The organism is Thermodesulfovibrio hydrogeniphilus (assembly GCF_054657355.1).
The window spans coordinates 779,007-795,839 of the sequence record NZ_BAAHYW010000001.1 but is presented as its reverse complement, the minus strand read 5'-3'; the positions used below and the strand labels follow the sequence as shown (position 1 = coordinate 795,839).

Sequence of the window (16,833 nt, the reverse complement as noted above, 5' to 3'; positions counted from 1 at the left end):
TAAAAAGGCGAGATTGCTTCGGCATCCTAACGGATGCCTCGCAATGACAGGTTTAGTGGATGCATTGCAATGACGATTTGGTGGATGCACTGCAATGACGGGCTTGGAGGATGCCTCGCAATGACCATCGCCTTCGTCATTGCGAGGACTACCCCTTCTCATCATTGCGAGGACTTCCCCTTGTCGTCATTGCGAGGAGCGTCAGCGACGAAGCAATCTCATAAATTGCCACGATACACTCAGAATGCTTGCAATGATAGGCTAAAAAAGGTTTTATAAAAATCGCACAATTTATGCATGACATATTGCGAGGATAATGTGATATTATATTTTAAAATTTTTTACGGAGTGACTGAAGAGAAATGAAAAGACAAACACTCATTTTAATTGCAATATTCTTTGCGGGAATTATATTTGGAAGCACTGTTTTCTATGTTGTTACAAAGCCGAAACAGTCAATCCCGATTTATCGGGACATTGTGGAACCTGTCAAAAGTTTCTCTGAAATAGTAAAGGCAGTCTCACCCTCTGTTGTCAATATTTCAACAACCCGTACAGTTCAAAGCCCACCAACCCTTGATGAATTTTTTGAACTTCTTCAGCCATTTGGAAATTCACAAGGAAAAAAATGGAAAGAAATGAGCATGGGCTCTGGAGTTATTGTTTCTGAAGACGGATATATTCTTACAAATTATCATGTGATTGAACAGGCCGATGAAATAAAAGTAACACTCTATGACAGAAGAACTTTTAAGGCAAGAATTGTAGGCGTAGACCCAAAAACAGACCTTGCAGTAATAAAAATTGAAGCAAAGGACTTACCAGTTGCACCGTGGGGAGACTCAGACAAACTTCAGGTTGGAGACTTTGTTCTTGCAATAGGAAATCCATACGGATTGACCCATACAGTAACAATGGGAATAATAAGTGCTACCGGCAGGGCTGATGTTGGAATTGCTGATTACGAAGACTTTATCCAGACAGATGCTGCAATCAATCCGGGAAATTCAGGGGGACCTTTGGTAAATATCAAGGGTGAAATTATCGGAATAAACACAGCAATATTTTCAAGAACAGGTGGATATCAGGGAATAGGATTTGCTGTACCAAGCAACATGGCAAAAGTTATTAAAGACAGCCTGATAAAAGAGGGCAAGGTTGTTAGAGGTTGGATTGGTATAATGGTACAGGACTTAACAGCAGAGCTTGCTGAGAGGTTTAATATAAAAGACTCCTCTGGAGTGATAGTCACTGATGTAATAAAACAAAGTCCTTCTTATAAAGCTGGATTAAAAAGAGGGGATGTGATACTGGAATTTGATGGCAAAAGGGTTTCAGAAAGTGCCATATTGAGAAATTTAGTCGCCCAAAGTAAAATTGGCAGTGTGGTAAACCTAAAAATCTCAAGGGATGTTCAGATTTATACTTTAAATATCACAATTGAGCAACTTCCATTTGAATCTATTACTGAAACAAAGATTACTAAGAAATCTCCAGAAAAGCCTGAAAATCCCTTAAGAGGCTTAACTGTTGTTGACCTTGACTATTCCCTTGCCAAGCAAATAGGCATTGACCCAGAAGAAAAAGGCGTTGTTGTGTATAGAATAGAACCCGGCTCCCCTGCTGAAAGTTCAGGATTAAGAAAAGGGGACCTAATAATGGAGATAGAGAGGCAGAGAATAATGACTGCATCTGACTTTCAAAGGGCTCTGCAGAAGATAAACCGAGCTGATGTTTTGGTATTTATCAACAGAGGCGGAAAAAAGTTTTATACAATACTTTCAGCATCATGAGTTTACTAATCATTCTTTTTCTCATAACAGTTGGTTTTGGAGTTTCCCAGTTTATTCAGGGAGATTATGAAATCTCTTCATCAGCAAATGCTCTGATTATCATTTTAGGCAGTATTTTTCTTTTGATCTTGATTTATATAAGTCTGAAAAAAATGAATGCATCCCATATATTATTTGCACTTGTCGGCATTTTCTTAGGAGTGTTTACAGGCTTTTGCCTTAGTATTCCGCTTTTAATCCTCTCCGCTCAGCTCAAACCCGTTGTTTTTTGCATAATAACTGGCTTTGGATACGCAGGAGGTATTTTTGGATTAAAGCAGGCTGAGAAAATACGAATTACCGATATACTGACAGTTATCAAAAAAGAAACTATATGGGAGGAGCCAAAAATCCTTGATACAAATGTTCTTATTGATGGCAGAATTGCAGAGCTTGTAGAGCTTGGCTTTTTAAGAGGGACTATTTTGGTGCCCAAATTTATACTGCGGGAAATTCAATTTATCGCTGACTCTCCAGACCCATTAAGAAGGGCAAAGGGCAAAAGAGCACTTGACATACTTAACAGAATCAAAAGGTCAGACAAAATAAAGCTTGAAATTATAGAAAAAGACATCCCTGAAATCAAAGAAGTTGACGCCAAGCTCGTTGAACTCGCAAGGACTGTAAAAGCAACTCTTATAACAAATGATGTGAACTTGATTAAAATTGCCCAATTAAGAGGCGTTCCTGTTCTTAATATCAACGAACTTGCTAAAGTAATGAGTCCACCAGTGCTTCCGGGAGAAATTCTCTCATTATTTATCGTCAAGGAGGGAAAAGAGTCAGATCAAGGAGTTGCCTATCTTGATGATGGAACTATGGTGGTCGTAGAAGGTGGAAGGCAGTATATCGGCAAAACCATAGAAGTAATCATTCACAGCGTTCTTCAGACAGGAACTGGAAGGTTAATATTTGGAAAACCAAAGACAGAGAGCACAACTGAAGAGGATGAGTAATTCTCAATTGAAAATAAGAGCAATCATACTATCCGCAGGAATTGGTAAAAGATTTGGCTCACCTGACAAAGTTTTTATAGAAATCAATGGAAAGCCTCTTTTTATATCGGCAACACAGGCTTTTGAAGAAGTTGAAGAAATAGATAGTATCTTTCTGGTGACAAGAAAAGAAATGTTTGAAACCGCTAAAGGTTATATTGAAAAATTTCAAATCACCAAAATAAAGCAAATCATTGAAGGTGGCAAGGAGAGGCAGGATTCAGTTTACAATGCCTTAAAATCAATGCCAGATGACACAGATATAGTTTTAATCCATGATGGTGCACGACCGCTTGTAACCAAAGACCTCTTAGAAAGAGTTTTAAAAGCTTTAACCTCCTCTGTTGATGGAGCAATTCCAGTAATTCCAGTGACTGATACAATAAAATGGATGAAAAGCGCTAACATTGTCGGTGGAACTTTAAATAGAGAAATGCTTAAGGCTGTGCAAACTCCTCAGGTTTTTTGGTTTAAGAAACTCCTTAAAGCTTATGAAAAAGCTTACAAAGAAGGGTTTTACGGCACAGATGATGCATCTTTAATAGAAAGATATGGAGGAAAAGTTGTGACAGTAGATGGAGAGCCAAAAAACATAAAAATTACAACAAAAGAAGACCTTCTTTTGCTGACAACAATTCACCACCCACTATCCACTAATTTAAGAATAGGAATTGGTTATGACAGCCACAGATTTGAGGAAGGAAGAAAGTTAATTATTGGTGGAGTTGAAATCCCATATCATCTTGGACTTAAAGGGCATTCAGATGCTGATGTCCTTACACATGCAATAATAGATGCTCTACTTGGCTCAGCAGGAATGGGAGATATTGGCACTCATTTTCCTGACACAGCTCCTGCGTATAGAGATATCTCAAGCCTTGTCTTGCTTGAAAATACGCTTAACCTGCTGAAAAATCATCAAATAGAGCCAATATGGGTTGATTGCACAATATTTGCTGAAAAGCCTAAGCTTTCTCCCTATATTCCAAAGATGAAGGAAAACTTTCAAAAACTTGGGCTTAATGTCAATATCAAGGCAAAGACAAACGAAGGAATGGGTTTCATAGGAAGACAAGAAGGAATTGCTGCCCAAGCAATATGCTTAAACAGAATTTTAACCTAACAGGCAAAAAATTTGACTTTTTACGCCTTTTTTTATTATTCTAAAGAGTTACGGGGCGTAGCGCAGACTGGTTAGCGCACCTGCCTTGGGAGCAGGGGGTCGGTGGTTCAAATCCACTCGCCCCGATTTTTTCAAGGTTTTTCAGAGCTAACTGCACTAATTTTCACTTCATAGACAATCTTAGCATTTAAAGACTTTACTATTCAACATAAAATTTTTATTATCTAATGGCACATAAGAATTTGACTTTTGCTATTAGAAAAAGGCTATTATGGAATATGCATAGTTATGCATAAATGACTACATTTACTAAATTTTATGGAAAAGGCGAGATGACTTTGTCAAGAAAATAAACATTTCAGAAACTTTGCATAAGTTTTGTCTAAAAAGTGGAAACGATGGACTAAACGCCCTTGTAACTTATTGAAAAAATTGAGAAAATAAGGGTGCAGTCCGAACCTTGACCCCATCTAAAGGGGATTGCGATTTAAGCGTGGATGTCCTTCGCCATCTGTCTTAAACCATGTCCGAAATCTTTTCTTCAATAATTCTCTGCGATTGGATTATTTTCAATGTTCTCCCAAAATAGCCAAAGAAATACGTCACTAAGAGACTCCCTGTTACAATCAATAGCGTGGCAATTTCAGAGATTGCTTCGGCATCCTTACGGATGCCTCGCAATGATGGAGTAGTGTGTCACTGTAAGCCTTCAATTATCATCACTGTGAGCCCCCTGTTGCGAGCGATAGCGTGGCAATCCGCAACATCGTCACCGCGAGCCTTAGATTTTTTTGTCACTGCGAGCCTCAGAAGAAGGCGAAGCAGTCTCTAATTAGTGACTGGTGAATGGTAGGTGGTGCATTTACTCCTGAAGCAGTTTCGTCTCTTTTGGGATAAATTACAAAAGCTAAATTTTTATTGATTTTTCAATAAATTTCAGTTATAATCTTTTATGCAAAATGAAGAAAAAGAGCTTCAAAATCCCCATGATACATTTTTCAAGCACATATTTAGTGACCCAAACAAAGTAAAAGCTTTACTGAGCATTCTATTTCCACAATTATTTGAGCATTTCACAGTCAACACAATACAGCATCAGCCTACAGAGGCATTTTCAGTTGAAGACAAGCAAAGACTCTTCTTTGATGTAGCAGTTGACTGCACCCTACAGCAGAATCCTCTTAAGTTTTACTTTATCTTTGAGCACAAATCATATCCAGACAAAAGAGTAATTCTTCAATTTCTGCGGTACATATTAAGTGTTTGGGAGAAGGACCTAAAAGAGGGGAGAGAGCTGACAGCGGTGATTCCAGTTCTTTTTTACAATGGGAAAGCCCAATGGAGCATTCCAACTGATACAGCTCGGTATTTTAGGCAACTGCCTGAAGAAATAAAGCAGTATCTGCTAAGGCTACAGTATTTGTTTTTTGATATAAGAATGATTGATGATGAAATGACAAGGCAGAAGATAAGGCAACAGCAAATACTGATGTATGAGCTTGAGCTAATGAAACTTTTTGCAACAGAAGCGGAAAAAGAGGAAGTGCTTAATACATTGATTGAGTATTGGGAGATATTGAGAGAAAATTTAAGAGACAGGGCATCTTTAATACTGAATTTGAAAATGGTTATAATTTATATACAGCAGACATTTAAGATAGAGAGTAAAGAGATAAAGGAGAAGATAGAGGGAAAGGAGGTGCAAGAGATGAAAACATTAGTTGACGAGCTTATAGAGGAGGGGTTTGAAAAAGGTTTACTACTTGAAGCTCAAGAGATGGTTCTTTCTGCCATAGAGGCAAAACTTGACTGGATACCAGAGGGAGTTGAGGAGAAAGTAAAGAGTATTAATGAAGTATCCTATTTAAGAGCTTTGCTCAAGAGAATAATAAAGTCGCATGATGTGATTGAGCTTCTTAAGCAAGAGGGATTGACATAAAAAGTTAATTTTTGCTATATTGATTAAACTTTGTTCTTTGAAAAGGAGATTTTTATAAAATCTTTTTTAACCTGTTGTTGCGAGCCGAACGCTTGGCAATCTGCCCCTATTTAACTGCGAGGACACAAAATGGCTCGGCAGTCTGACCCAAAGCCTCATTGCCAAGGAAATAAAGAGCATTGCAAATTATCCCAGTGCGTCATTGCGAGGGCACGAAGTGCCCGAAGCAATCTCTTTAAAAACATGGTCAAAATAAATGACTAAAATTGTCCCTAAAATTCATCGCAATGACAGGATGACTTAGTCAAGAAAAGAAACATTTCAGAAACGTTTCATACGTTTTGTTTCAAAAGTGGAAAAGTTGGACTAAACGCCCTTGTAACTTATTGAAAAATTTGAGAAAAAAGAGGGTGCAGGGGTCCGAACCTTGACCCCATCTAAAGGGGATTGCGACTTACCTCCTTTTTTCTTTTTCCTGCATCAATGATGCAGTCCGAACCTTGACCCCATCTAAAGGGGATTGCGACCTTCAAACTCGAGGAGGTCGATATCCTCCTCGTCGGTCCGAACCTTGACCCCATCTAAAGGGGATTGCGACTGAAAAGAATTCTGAAATATAATCAGACACCAAGGGTCCGAACCTTGACCCCATCTAAAGGGGATTGCGACCTCGGGATGGTTATCAAACCTTATCAGCTTGGAAGAAGTCCGAACCTTGACCCCATCTAAAGGGGATTGCGACATGTCCTCCTCATCAATTCTCCTCAGCAAGGCCTGGTCCGAACCTTGACCCCATCTAAAGGGGATTGCGACGTTGAAGAAGAATTTCCTCCTCTTTACTTAAATCTTCCAGCTCGTCCGAACCTTGACCCCATCTAAAGGGGATTGCGATTTAAGCGTGGATGTTCTTCGCCATCTGTCTCAAACCATGTCCGAAATCTTTTCTTCAATAATTCTCTGCGATTGGATTATTTTCAATGTTCTCCCAAAATAGCCAAAGAAATACGTCACTAAGAGACTCCCTGTTGCAATCAATAGCGTGGCAATTTCAGAGATTGCTTCGGCATCCTTACGGATGCCTCGCAATGATGGAGTAGTGTGTCACTGTAAGCCTTCAATTATCATCACTGTGAGCCCCCTGTTGCGAGCGATAGCGTGGCAATCCGCAACATCGTCACCGCGAGCCTTAGATTTTTTTGTCACTGCGAGCCTCAGAAGAAGGCGAAGCAGTCTCTAATTAGTGACTGGTGAATGGTAGGTGGTGCATTTACTCCTGAAGCAGTTTCGTCTCTTTTGGGATAAATTACAAAAGCTAAATTTTTATTGATTTTTCAATAAATTTCAGTTATAATCTTTTATGCAAAATGAAGAAAAAGAGCTTCAAAATCCCCATGATACATTTTTCAAGCACATATTTAGTGACCCAAACAAAGTAAAAGCTTTACTGAGCATTCTATTTCCACAATTATTTGAGCATTTCACAGTCAACACAATACAGCATCAGCCTACAGAGGCATTTTCAGTTGAAGACAAGCAAAGACTCTTCTTTGATGTAGCAGTTGACTGCACCCTACAGCAGAATCCTCTTAAGTTTTACTTTATCTTTGAGCACAAATCATATCCAGACAAAAGAGTAATTCTTCAATTTCTGCGGTACATATTAAGTGTTTGGGAGAAGGACCTAAAAGAGGGGAGAGAGCTGACAGCGGTGATTCCAGTTCTTTTTTACAATGGGAAAGCCCAATGGAGCATTCCAACTGATACAGCTCGGTATTTTAGGCAACTGCCTGAAGAAATAAAGCAGTATCTGCTAAGGCTACAGTATTTGTTTTTTGATATAAGAATGATTGATGATGAAATGACAAGGCAGAAGATAAGGCAACAGCAAATACTGATGTATGAGCTTGAGCTAATGAAACTTTTTGCAACAGAAGCGGAAAAAGAGGAAGTGCTTAATACATTGATTGAGTATTGGGAGATATTGAGAGAAAATTTAAGAGACAGGGCATCTTTAATACTGAATTTGAAAATGGTTATAATTTATATACAGCAGACATTTAAGATAGAGAGTAAAGAGATAAAGGAGAAGATAGAGGGAAAGGAGGTGCAAGAGATGAAAACATTAGTTGACGAGCTTATAGAGGAGGGGTTTGAAAAAGGTTTACTAATTGATGCTCAAGAGATGGTTCTTTCTGCCATAGAGGCAAAACTTGACTGGATACCAGAGGGAGTTGAGGAGAAAGTAAAGAGTATTAATGAAGTATCCTATTTAAGAGCTTTGCTCAAGAGAATAATAAAGTCGCATGATGTGATTGAGCTTCTTAAGCAAGAGGGATTGACATAAAAAGTTAATTTTTGCTATATTGATTAAACTTTGTTCTTTGAAAAGGAGATTTTTATAAAATCTTTTTTAACCTGTTGTTGCGAGCCGAACGCTTGGCAATCTGCCCCTATTTAACTGCGAGGACACAAAATGGCTCGGCAGTCTGACCCAAAGCCTCATTGCCAAGGAAATAAAGAGCATTGCAAATTATCCCAGTGCGTCATTGCGAGGGCACGAAGTGCCCGAAGCAATCTCTTTAAAAACATGGTCAAAATAAATGACTAAAATTGTCCCTAAAATTCATCGCAATGACAGGATGACTTAGTCAAGAAAAGAAACATTTCAGAAACGTTTCATACGTTTTGTTTCAAAAGTGGAAAAGTTGGACTAAACGCCCTTGTAACTTATTGAAAAATTTGAGAAAAAAGAGGGTGCAGGTCCGAACCTTGACCCCATCTAAAGGGGATTGCGACGTAAGCTTAATTTCCACTTTGCTGCCTCCGTTTACGTCCGAACCTTGACCCCATCTAAAGGGGATTGCGACCTAATCTCTGAATCAACCCCTTTTCTTTTAAGAAATGTAAGTCCGAACCTTGACCCCATCTAAAGGGGATTGCGACCTTTCGGTGCTAAAGAGACCTCTCCAACTTACCTTACTCTTAAAGACGATATACCTATGGGAGCTATGCCTGATTTTTCCTTAAATATTGGTGAAGCAGCTTCAATTGCAACGGGGGAATGCTTCCTGAAGTAGCAGATGATGTTGTCATGCTTGAGCATGTTAATGTAGTGCCTTCTGATCATTATCTATTAACTATCAACAACTCACCATCCACCAATTACCTTTTTTTCTGAAGGGCTATCATAAGGATAGATATTGCTGCAGGAGTAACACCGGGAATTCTCATTGCTTGGCCAATTGTTCTGGGCTTTACTTCGCTGAGTTTTTGGATGACTTCCCTTGAAAGTCCTGAAAGATTAAAGTCAAAATCCTCAGGTATTGTCTTATCCTCAAACTGCTTCATTCTCTCAACAAGCTCCATCTGTTTGGCAATATAGCCTTCATACTTGATATGAATCTCAACAAGTTCCTCAACTTCCTTTGTTATCTGAATCTCTGACGGAGCAAACTTTTTAATAAATTCGTAGTTAATCTCTGGTCTTTTTAGAATTTTATCCAGAAATGTCGCCTCTTCAATTGGTGTAGTTCCAGCTTCAACCAATGCTTTATTCAGCTCTTCAGATGCCTTTATAGTAGTCTCCTTAAGCCTTTTAATTTCTCCCTCAAGCATTTCTCTTTTTTTTCTAAATCCTTCGTAAGTTTCCTCATCAACAAGACCAATTCTGTAACCGTAATCCCTTAGTCTAAGGTCTGCATTGTCGTGTCTAAGAAGAAGTCTAAACTCAGCACGGGAAGTAAACATTCTATATGGCTCGTTTGTTCCCTTTGTCACAAGGTCATCAATCAAAACTCCGATATAAGCTTCATCCCTTCTTAAAATCAAAGGCGATTGACCTTTTATCTTTAATGCTGCATTTATTCCTGCCATCAATCCCTGAGCTGCAGCTTCTTCGTATCCGCTTGTTCCGTTTATTTGCCCTGCAAGATAAAGCCCGTCAATACCTTTTACTTCAAGGGTATGCTTTATTTGGGTTGGATATACAAAATCATACTCAATTGCATAGCCGGGTCTCATTATTTCAGCCTCTTCAAGACCGGGAATTGTTCTTACAAAAGCAACCTGAACATCATAGGGAAGGGATGTAGGGATACCATTTGCATAAAACTCTTTTCTGCTTAAACCTTCAGGTTCAAGAAAAATCTGATGTCTTGTTTTCTCTCTAAATCTTACTACCTTGTCCTCAATTGAGGGACAATAGCGAGGTCCTATGCCCTTTATTTTTCCACTGTAAAGAGGAGAACGGTCAAGGTTATTGAGGATTATTTCATGTGTTTTTGCATTTGTGTATGTAATGTGGCATGGAACCTGTGGATTTGTGATTTCCTTAGTTGAATATGAAAATGGAGGAGGAGGGTCATCGCCCCACTGCTCTTCAGTTTTTGAAAAATCAATGGTTTTTGCATCAATTCTCGGCGGTGTGCCTGTTTTAAGCCTTCCTAACCTGAGGCCAAGTTTTTTAAGTGAATCCGAAAGTTTTTTGGAGGGAAACTCGCCAGCCCTTCCTGCTTCAAAACTATCAAGTCCAATGTGAATAAGCCCGTTCATAAATGTTCCGGGCGTTATTATTACTGCCTTTGCCTCATAAAAAACTCCAAGAGAAGTGACAATGCCCTTGACTTTTCCGTTTTCAACAATAATATCATCCACCATTGCCTGCTTTATAGCAAGATTTTCAGTGGATTCAAGAAGCTTTCGCATATAAACATGATAAAGAATTCTGTCAGCCTGAGCCCTTAATGACCATACAGCTGGTCCCTTTGAGCGATTCAGCATTCTAAACTGTATGCCTGCTTGGTCTGTAATGACTGCCATTACTCCACCTAATGCATCAATCTCCCTTACGAGATGTCCCTTTGCAAGCCCTCCAATTGCGGGATTACAGCTTAGTTGGGCAATGGTATCAAGGGAAATCGTAAAAAGGGCTGTTGCAAGCCCCATCTTTGCACAAGCATGGGCTGCCTCACATCCTGCATGCCCTGCACCAACAACTATTACATCAAAATCTCTTTCCTTATACATTTTCCTTCCCGCATTTTTAATGAATAGTGACTTGTCTTCTAATCGTTACAGACACATTTGCAGTCAGCAAAAAATTCTATTATGATTATAACCTGAATTGCACGATTTTTTATAATTATACTGTCATCCCAAAAATAGCGATAGAAATCCAATAATTGGTATAACCATTTGAAAATTAAGTATTGTTGCTGTCATTGCGAGCATCCGAAGGATGCGAAGCAATCTCTACTTTTTTTAATAAAGCCTTACTATAGACTGCTTCGCCCCAGATTGCCACGCTATCGCTCGCAACAGGGGGCTCGCAGTGACGAGTGTCTATCTCTATTTTTCGGTGTCATGCGATCTACTTTTATCAGAGAAAGAGGTGCAATTCTTCAACGAAAAAAGAGATCACTTCGGCTTGCTGTCGCAAGCCTCGTGATGACGGAAAAGGGTGCTCCGCAAGCCTCGTGATGATGGAAAAAGGTGTCGTTGCGACTCCGAGCGAAGCGAGGAGGAAGCAATCTCGTCGTCATAGTGCCAGAGAGCGACAGTGCTACAGAGCGATAGCGTGGCAATCCAACAATTCGTAACTGCGAGCCACTCGATGTGGCGAAGCAGTCTCTAAGATGATGTAAAACGTAAGACGTGAGGCGTAAAAGGCAAAAGACGAGATTGCTACGCACCTTCGGTGCTCGCAATGACGGAAAAAATAAACGGGCAGACTCGCAATGACGGAAAAAATAAACGAGCAGTCTCCCTATGACGGAATAAGGTGTTCTTCGGTGAGGCTTGCAATGACAAAAAAATATACAATATTTAACGCTTATCTTATTCAACCTTTTCACTTGTGAGGCTTGCAATGACAAAAAAATATACGAATGGCTCGCAATGCCCCACCTACCCCGTCATTGTGAGGAGCATCAGCTCCGAAGCAATCTCGTCTTTTTCTTTTGCAGTGAGGAGATTGCCACGCCTGCCTGTCGGCAGGCTCGCAATGAAATGATGGGGTATGGGAGAACTGAGATTTCCAAGCCTCACCTTCGGTGAGGCTTGCAATAACGAGATAGAAAGATTTCTCGTAATGTCGAGCTTGGAGGATGCCTCGCAATGTCCGAAAGGCGGATTGTCACACAGGAATTGCTCGCAATGGCAGGCTTCAAGCTTTTGTAAAATCGCTTAATTTAAATCTTAACGTTTTGATTGCTAAAATTTTTAATTGGGGAAGGAAAGAAGCTTTTAAAAATATAGTTTTTTAACTTTCCATAAAAGGATTTGAACTCTAACAAAATCTCTAAGCCATATATGATTTTCACTATAATTAACAAATCGTGAAAGTAAGTCTAATTCCTCTTTGCTAACTTTTCTTCCCAGTTTAAACCTCCAGTGTTCAAGCATCTCATAATGGCTATGATAAGCAAAGGAACTTTCGCAACAATAGGATTTATGTAAAATTAACTTGTAGTTTTTGTATTTGGCAGAAAATTTATTAATATCCAAAAATTTCTCTGTAACCAAGAAAATATTTTCTACTTGAGCTTGGAATAATTTATCTAAAGATTTTTCAAGTCCATACTCTGTTAGATGTAAACTATTGCAGGCAATTACAAAATTAAAATTGTCCAATTCTGATAGGGATAAATCCTCAAACTTATTTGAAATAATATTTGGCATTGTACCGTATTTGTTTGCTTCAATGCAAATCAAATCTCTCATGGATTTAGAGGGTTCTAAAATAGTAACATCAAAGCCTTTTTTGAGCAATGGAAAACATAAAACTCCGTCTCCTGCTCCAATGTCAATAATTTTATGATTATTTTTAACAACAGACAATAAAGTATTAATGATTGGTTCATGATAACTGTTATGCTCACGCCAGAGTTTATACCACTTGGCGTATTCATTCCAATAAGAAATAGTATTTATCCTATCTGTTGTCATACTATCCAAAATAAAAAAGGCCACGAGCTAAGGCTTCTGCCTCACTCGTGGCCTTCATGACCACAATTTTTAAATTAATATACTCTACTCAACTTATTAGAATTTTGTCAAATTTTCCATAAGTAGAGATAGAAACTCATCACTACAAGCCTCCCTGTTGCGAGCGGAGCAAAGCAATTACCCACATTGTCACAGCGAGCCCCTCGATGGGGCGAAGTAGTCTTTAATTGGTGACTGTTGATTATTGGATAGTGGATGGCGCATAAAAGCTTGTTTTTGTTACTGCCTTATTAGATGTAAGGGCATTTTTTGACTGTCATTGCGAGGAGCTTACTTCTCCGTCATTGCGAGGGACGAAGTCCCGAAGCAATCTCGTCCTTCTCTTTCAATAAGGAACGGGATTGCTTCGTCGCTGACGCTCCTCGCAATGACAGGATGGGCATAAAGGAACGAGATTGCCACGCCTCGCTTTTGGTGAGGCTCGCAATAACGAGATAGAAAGATGCCTTGCAATGACGAGAGTCTATCTCTTTTTTTCGGTAATGCTTTGCTTGTTAGAGTTCATAACAGATAATTATGATAAAATATCATAAAATATTGAAATGAATTTTACTGAAAGCCAGATATTAAGCATTTCTTCTGTCTTGAGGAAAGAGTCTCTAAGTCTTGTTGAAAAGATAAAAAACAACAAGAAAATCTACAACCTATCTATCTCTTCCCTCGCATTGGGTCTTATTTTTTTAGATGAGAGTTTTATCGTTTTTGAAGATGATGAGGAAAAAGCCTATAATCTGTATATTGGCATAAGGGCATTCTCAGAATTTCTTAATGCACAGAAAAACATTATTTTTCTTCCTTCAGAGGGAAGTGAAAGAATGCCTGCTATCCTAAAAATATTTAACACCGAAGAGAAAAGGGTAATAACAACATTTTCAGCATCAAGGATAAACGCTCAGTTAGCTTCTATGAGCATTAATCTTAAAAAAGGAGAAAATATTGAACGAGATATCTTAAGAAATAAGCTTTTGGAGCTTGGATACAAGCAGGTTGAAATTGTTTTGCAGGAAGGAGAGTTTTCTCATCACGGATGGGTGTTTGATATATGGAGAATAGGAGAAGATTACCCAGCAAGAGTAGAATTTTTCGGAGACGAGATAGATGAGATAAAGCTTTTTTATCCAGATACTCAGCGTTCTTTTAAAGGTTTAGATGAAATATGGATTATTCCTGCTGAGGAAAAAGAAAGAGAAAACGAACTTCTCGGTCTATTTGAATTTGACAGAATTATTGTTTGCGGTAATGAATCAGCAACAATGCCAATCAATCATTCACAATCATCTGTCCATTGGATATCGCATTTGCCTATTCAATTCTCGCCTGATGCAATTGATGGAGAAGACAAGTCTTTATCAGGTTTTGGCATTCTGCCACACGAAAGAAAAGCTTTTTCAGATTTCCCTAAAAATCTTAAAAAACTCGGCATTCCTATAATATTCACTGTTAGTTCCAGAGGAAGAGCAGAAGTTGTTAAAGAAACACTTTTTAATCATGATATCATCGCTCCAATTGTTTATAAAAATGAAGTTGGAACATATTCAGGAAAATATCTGATAACTATCTCTGAGCTTCCAGTCGGATTTTTCAGAGAAAATCTAATGGTAATCACCGAAACCGAGATTTTCAGCGAAAAAATAAAAAAGAAGAAAAAGCTTGCTATTCAAAAGCTTCCGATTGATGGAATTGAGATAAACGAGGGAGACTATGTAGTCCACAAAGATCACGGGATTGGTATATTTCGGGGCATAAAAAGACAAAGATATGAGGACACTGAAGAAGATGTTCTCGTAATTGAATACAAAGACAGAGATGTCCTTTATGTTCCTACTTGGCGGATTGAAAAAATATATAGATATTCTGCAAGGGAAGGATTTGTTCCACCTATTGATAAACTCGGAACTCAAAGATGGAACAAAGCAAAGGAAAGAGAAAGAAAAAGAATTCATGACATTGCAGACAAACTTCTTAAGCTTTATGCCCAAAGGAAGACAGAAAGAGACTATTCTTATAGTGAAGATACAGAGATTCATAGGAATTTTGATGATGTATTTCCATATGAGGAAACTGAGGATCAACAGAAGGCAATAGAGGAAATATTAAAAAAGATGAGAGAGCCTTATCCAATGGAAGTTTTACTTTGCGGAGATGCTGGTTATGGCAAAACTGAGGTTGCGATGAGGGCAGCGTTCAGAGCAGTCTATGATGGAAAACAGGTTGCTGTACTTGTTCCTACCACATTGCTTTGTGAACAGCATTACAGGACCTTCAAAAAGAGATTTGAAGCATTTCCAATAAGAATTGAGCATCTTGACAGATTTCGCTCTGCGAAAGAAATAAAAAAGGTTGTTGAAGATACAAAACTTGGCAAAGTTGACATTCTCATAGGCACTCATATTCTCGTATTAAATGACATTGAATTTGCTGATCTTGGGCTTTTGATAATAGATGAGGAACAAAAGTTTGGAGTAATTCAAAAAGAAAAGCTCAAGGAAAAATATCCTAAAGTAGACCTTCTTACAATAACTGCAACACCGATTCCAAGAACCCTTCAAATAGGGCTTAGCGGATTATGGGATATTTATGTTTTACAGACACCTCCAAAGGAAAGATTAGCAGTAAAAACATTTATAATTCAGGAAAATGAAGCAATAATCAAAGAAGCAATTGAAAGGGAACTTCAAAGGGGCGGACAGGTATATTTTCTTCATAATAGGATACAGGATATAAATGTCGTATTTTCAAAACTTCAGCAAATTGTCCCTCAAGCAAGAATTGCAGTTGCACATGGACGCACCAAAGGAAAAATTCTTGATACAATAATGGTAGATTTTCTTGATGGTAAAATTGACATTTTACTTTGCACTTCAATTATAGCAGCTGGAATTGACATACCAAATGTAAACACTATAATTATAGACCAGGCTCACACTTTTGGACTTAGTGATCTTTATCAGATAAGAGGAAGAGTTGGCAGAGGCTCCAGACAGGCTTATGCATATCTCATTATTCCACCAGAGGATGTGCTGACTGAGAATGCCAAAAAAAGAATTAAGGCTATTCAGGAGATGAGTTATCTGGGTGCAGGATTTCATATTGCCCTTCGAGACCTTGAGATAAGAGGAGCAGGAGAGCTTCTTGGAGTTGAGCAGTCTGGTATCAACAGGCTCGGCTTTGACCTTTACATAGAGATGCTGAATGAGACAATCAGAGAAATGAAAGGTGATGTATTGCCTCAAAAAATGCTTCCAGAGGTTAAACTTTCAGTTTCTGCGTTCATTCCTGAGGACTACATAGAGGAAACTTCAATGAGGATTAGAGTTTACAGAAAACTTAGTCAGGCTAATGATGTAGCTGAGATTAACAAGCTTTATGAAGAACTTTTTGACAGATTTGGAAAATTTCCAACCCCGGTAGAAAATCTTTTCAAAATTGCCGAAATAAGAGCATTAGCTAGCAAAATTAATATCTCTCAAATCTTACAAAAAAAGTCAGGCTTTTTGTTTAAAATACAAGAAAAACTTGATGAAAATTTCATTAAAAATTTAATTTCTGCTCTTACAAGATTTAAAAAACAAGGGATTATCAATACTTTAAAATTTTATCCCAATGGATTTGAAGTTGGAATAACAAATTTTGATAGATTGACAATGCTACTGAAAAAACTTAATGCCACATTAAACAATGTTTGATGTCATATCCTTTTCTATTCCCAATACAGATTTTGAATAATTTAGCCTATTTTCAAGAATGTAAAAATAAACTGAGTCCTCTGCAGGATGAATAACTCGTTTCAGTTCAATTTTGCATTTTTCAAGCTTTCCATATGTTATATCGCCCTCAAATACTGAATTTTGGACCCACATGAGGTATTTTTTGAGCACTTTCCTGACTTTGTTTACCCTCTCTTCTGCTATGTCATAAGTAACAATCACATAAGGCATC

At 38.3% G+C, this 16,833-nt stretch carries 10 protein-coding genes, 1 tRNA gene and 1 CRISPR repeat array; of the genes, 7 read left to right on the top strand and 4 right to left on the bottom strand.

Annotated elements, in window-relative coordinates:
* Positions 1-362: 362 nt before the first annotated feature.
* From ACYQ3P_RS04035 to ACYQ3P_RS04010, 6 genes are all read left to right on the top strand, one after another.
* Positions 363-1,793 (top strand): DegQ family serine endoprotease, encoded by a 1,431-nt coding sequence (locus ACYQ3P_RS04035; RefSeq protein WP_460176661.1) that lies wholly within the window; start codon positions 363-365, stop codon positions 1,791-1,793.
* A complete protein-coding gene (locus ACYQ3P_RS04030) occupies positions 1,790-2,788 on the top strand; it encodes a PIN/TRAM domain-containing protein (RefSeq protein ID WP_460176660.1) in 999 nt (332 codons plus the stop codon). The genes ACYQ3P_RS04035 and ACYQ3P_RS04030 overlap by 4 nt, the downstream gene beginning before the upstream one ends.
* A complete protein-coding gene (gene ispD, locus ACYQ3P_RS04025) occupies positions 2,781-3,950 on the top strand; it encodes a 2-C-methyl-D-erythritol 4-phosphate cytidylyltransferase (RefSeq protein WP_460176659.1) in 1,170 nt (389 codons plus the stop codon). The genes ACYQ3P_RS04030 and ispD overlap by 8 nt, the downstream gene beginning before the upstream one ends.
* 51 nt (positions 3,951-4,001) lie before the next feature.
* Positions 4,002-4,076 (top strand) — tRNA-Pro (locus ACYQ3P_RS04020).
* 826 nt (positions 4,077-4,902) lie between these two features.
* Positions 4,903-5,889, top strand: a complete 987-nt coding sequence (locus ACYQ3P_RS04015; protein WP_460176658.1) for an Rpn family recombination-promoting nuclease/putative transposase — start codon at positions 4,903-4,905, stop codon at positions 5,887-5,889.
* A gap of 418 nt (positions 5,890-6,307) precedes the next feature.
* Positions 6,308-6,781: a CRISPR direct-repeat array (repeat unit 36 nt; unit sequence GTCCGAACCTTGACCCCATCTAAAGGGGATTGCGAC).
* A gap of 465 nt (positions 6,782-7,246) precedes the next feature.
* On the top strand, positions 7,247-8,233 hold the full coding sequence (locus ACYQ3P_RS04010) for an Rpn family recombination-promoting nuclease/putative transposase (RefSeq protein ID WP_460176657.1): 987 nt from the start codon (positions 7,247-7,249) through the stop codon (positions 8,231-8,233).
* A gap of 627 nt (positions 8,234-8,860) precedes the next feature.
* Here ACYQ3P_RS04010 and ACYQ3P_RS04005 read toward each other — a convergent pair.
* The 3 genes from ACYQ3P_RS04005 to ACYQ3P_RS03995 all read right to left on the bottom strand — a co-directional run bounded on the left by ACYQ3P_RS04005 (position 8,861) and on the right by ACYQ3P_RS03995 (position 12,834).
* Positions 8,861-9,016 carry a hypothetical protein gene (locus ACYQ3P_RS04005; RefSeq protein ID WP_460176656.1) on the bottom strand — a complete coding sequence of 52 codons (156 nt, stop codon included), beginning with the start codon at positions 9,014-9,016 and terminating at the stop codon, positions 8,861-8,863.
* 35 nt (positions 9,017-9,051) lie between these two features.
* On the bottom strand, positions 9,052-10,914 hold the full coding sequence (mnmG, locus tag ACYQ3P_RS04000) for a tRNA uridine-5-carboxymethylaminomethyl(34) synthesis enzyme MnmG (RefSeq protein ID WP_460176655.1): 1,863 nt from the start codon (positions 10,912-10,914) through the stop codon (positions 9,052-9,054).
* 1,218 nt (positions 10,915-12,132) lie between these two features.
* Positions 12,133-12,834 carry a class I SAM-dependent methyltransferase gene (locus ACYQ3P_RS03995; RefSeq protein WP_460176654.1) on the bottom strand — a complete coding sequence of 234 codons (702 nt, stop codon included), beginning with the start codon at positions 12,832-12,834 and terminating at the stop codon, positions 12,133-12,135.
* A 602-nt stretch (positions 12,835-13,436) separates the two neighbouring features.
* Between ACYQ3P_RS03995 and mfd the strand changes: the two genes are divergently transcribed.
* A complete protein-coding gene (gene mfd, locus ACYQ3P_RS03990; protein WP_460176653.1) occupies positions 13,437-16,580 on the top strand; it encodes a transcription-repair coupling factor in 3,144 nt (1,047 codons plus the stop codon).
* On the opposite strand, the gene cas2 is transcribed toward mfd, so the two are convergent.
* Positions 16,566-16,832, bottom strand: coding sequence for a CRISPR-associated endonuclease Cas2 (cas2, locus tag ACYQ3P_RS03985; RefSeq protein WP_460176652.1), 267 nt, complete (start codon positions 16,830-16,832; stop codon positions 16,566-16,568). The two genes, mfd and cas2, sit on opposite strands and share 15 nt — an antisense overlap.
* Position 16,833: the final 1 nt, after the last annotated feature.

What these genes read in the sequence shown, in the direction of transcription:
- ACYQ3P_RS04035 (WP_460176661.1), top strand. Translation starts at nt 363, where the DNA reads ATGAAAAGACAAACACTCATTTTAATTGCAATATTCTTTGCGGGAATT.
- mnmG (WP_460176655.1), bottom strand. Translation starts at nt 10,914, where the DNA reads ATGTATAAGGAAAGAGATTTTGATGTAATAGTTGTTGGTGCAGGGCAT.
- cas2 (WP_460176652.1), bottom strand. Translation starts at nt 16,832, where the DNA reads ATGCCTTATGTGATTGTTACTTATGACATAGCAGAAGAGAGGGTAAAC.
- mfd (WP_460176653.1), top strand. Translation starts at nt 13,437, where the DNA reads ATGAATTTTACTGAAAGCCAGATATTAAGCATTTCTTCTGTCTTGAGG.
- ACYQ3P_RS04010 (WP_460176657.1), top strand. Translation starts at nt 7,247, where the DNA reads ATGCAAAATGAAGAAAAAGAGCTTCAAAATCCCCATGATACATTTTTC.
- ACYQ3P_RS04030 (WP_460176660.1), top strand. Translation starts at nt 1,790, where the DNA reads ATGAGTTTACTAATCATTCTTTTTCTCATAACAGTTGGTTTTGGAGTT.
- ACYQ3P_RS04015 (WP_460176658.1), top strand. Translation starts at nt 4,903, where the DNA reads ATGCAAAATGAAGAAAAAGAGCTTCAAAATCCCCATGATACATTTTTC.
- ispD (WP_460176659.1), top strand. Translation starts at nt 2,781, where the DNA reads ATGAGTAATTCTCAATTGAAAATAAGAGCAATCATACTATCCGCAGGA.
- ACYQ3P_RS03995 (WP_460176654.1), bottom strand. Translation starts at nt 12,834, where the DNA reads ATGACAACAGATAGGATAAATACTATTTCTTATTGGAATGAATACGCC.
- ACYQ3P_RS04005 (WP_460176656.1), bottom strand. Translation starts at nt 9,016, where the DNA reads ATGATCAGAAGGCACTACATTAACATGCTCAAGCATGACAACATCATC.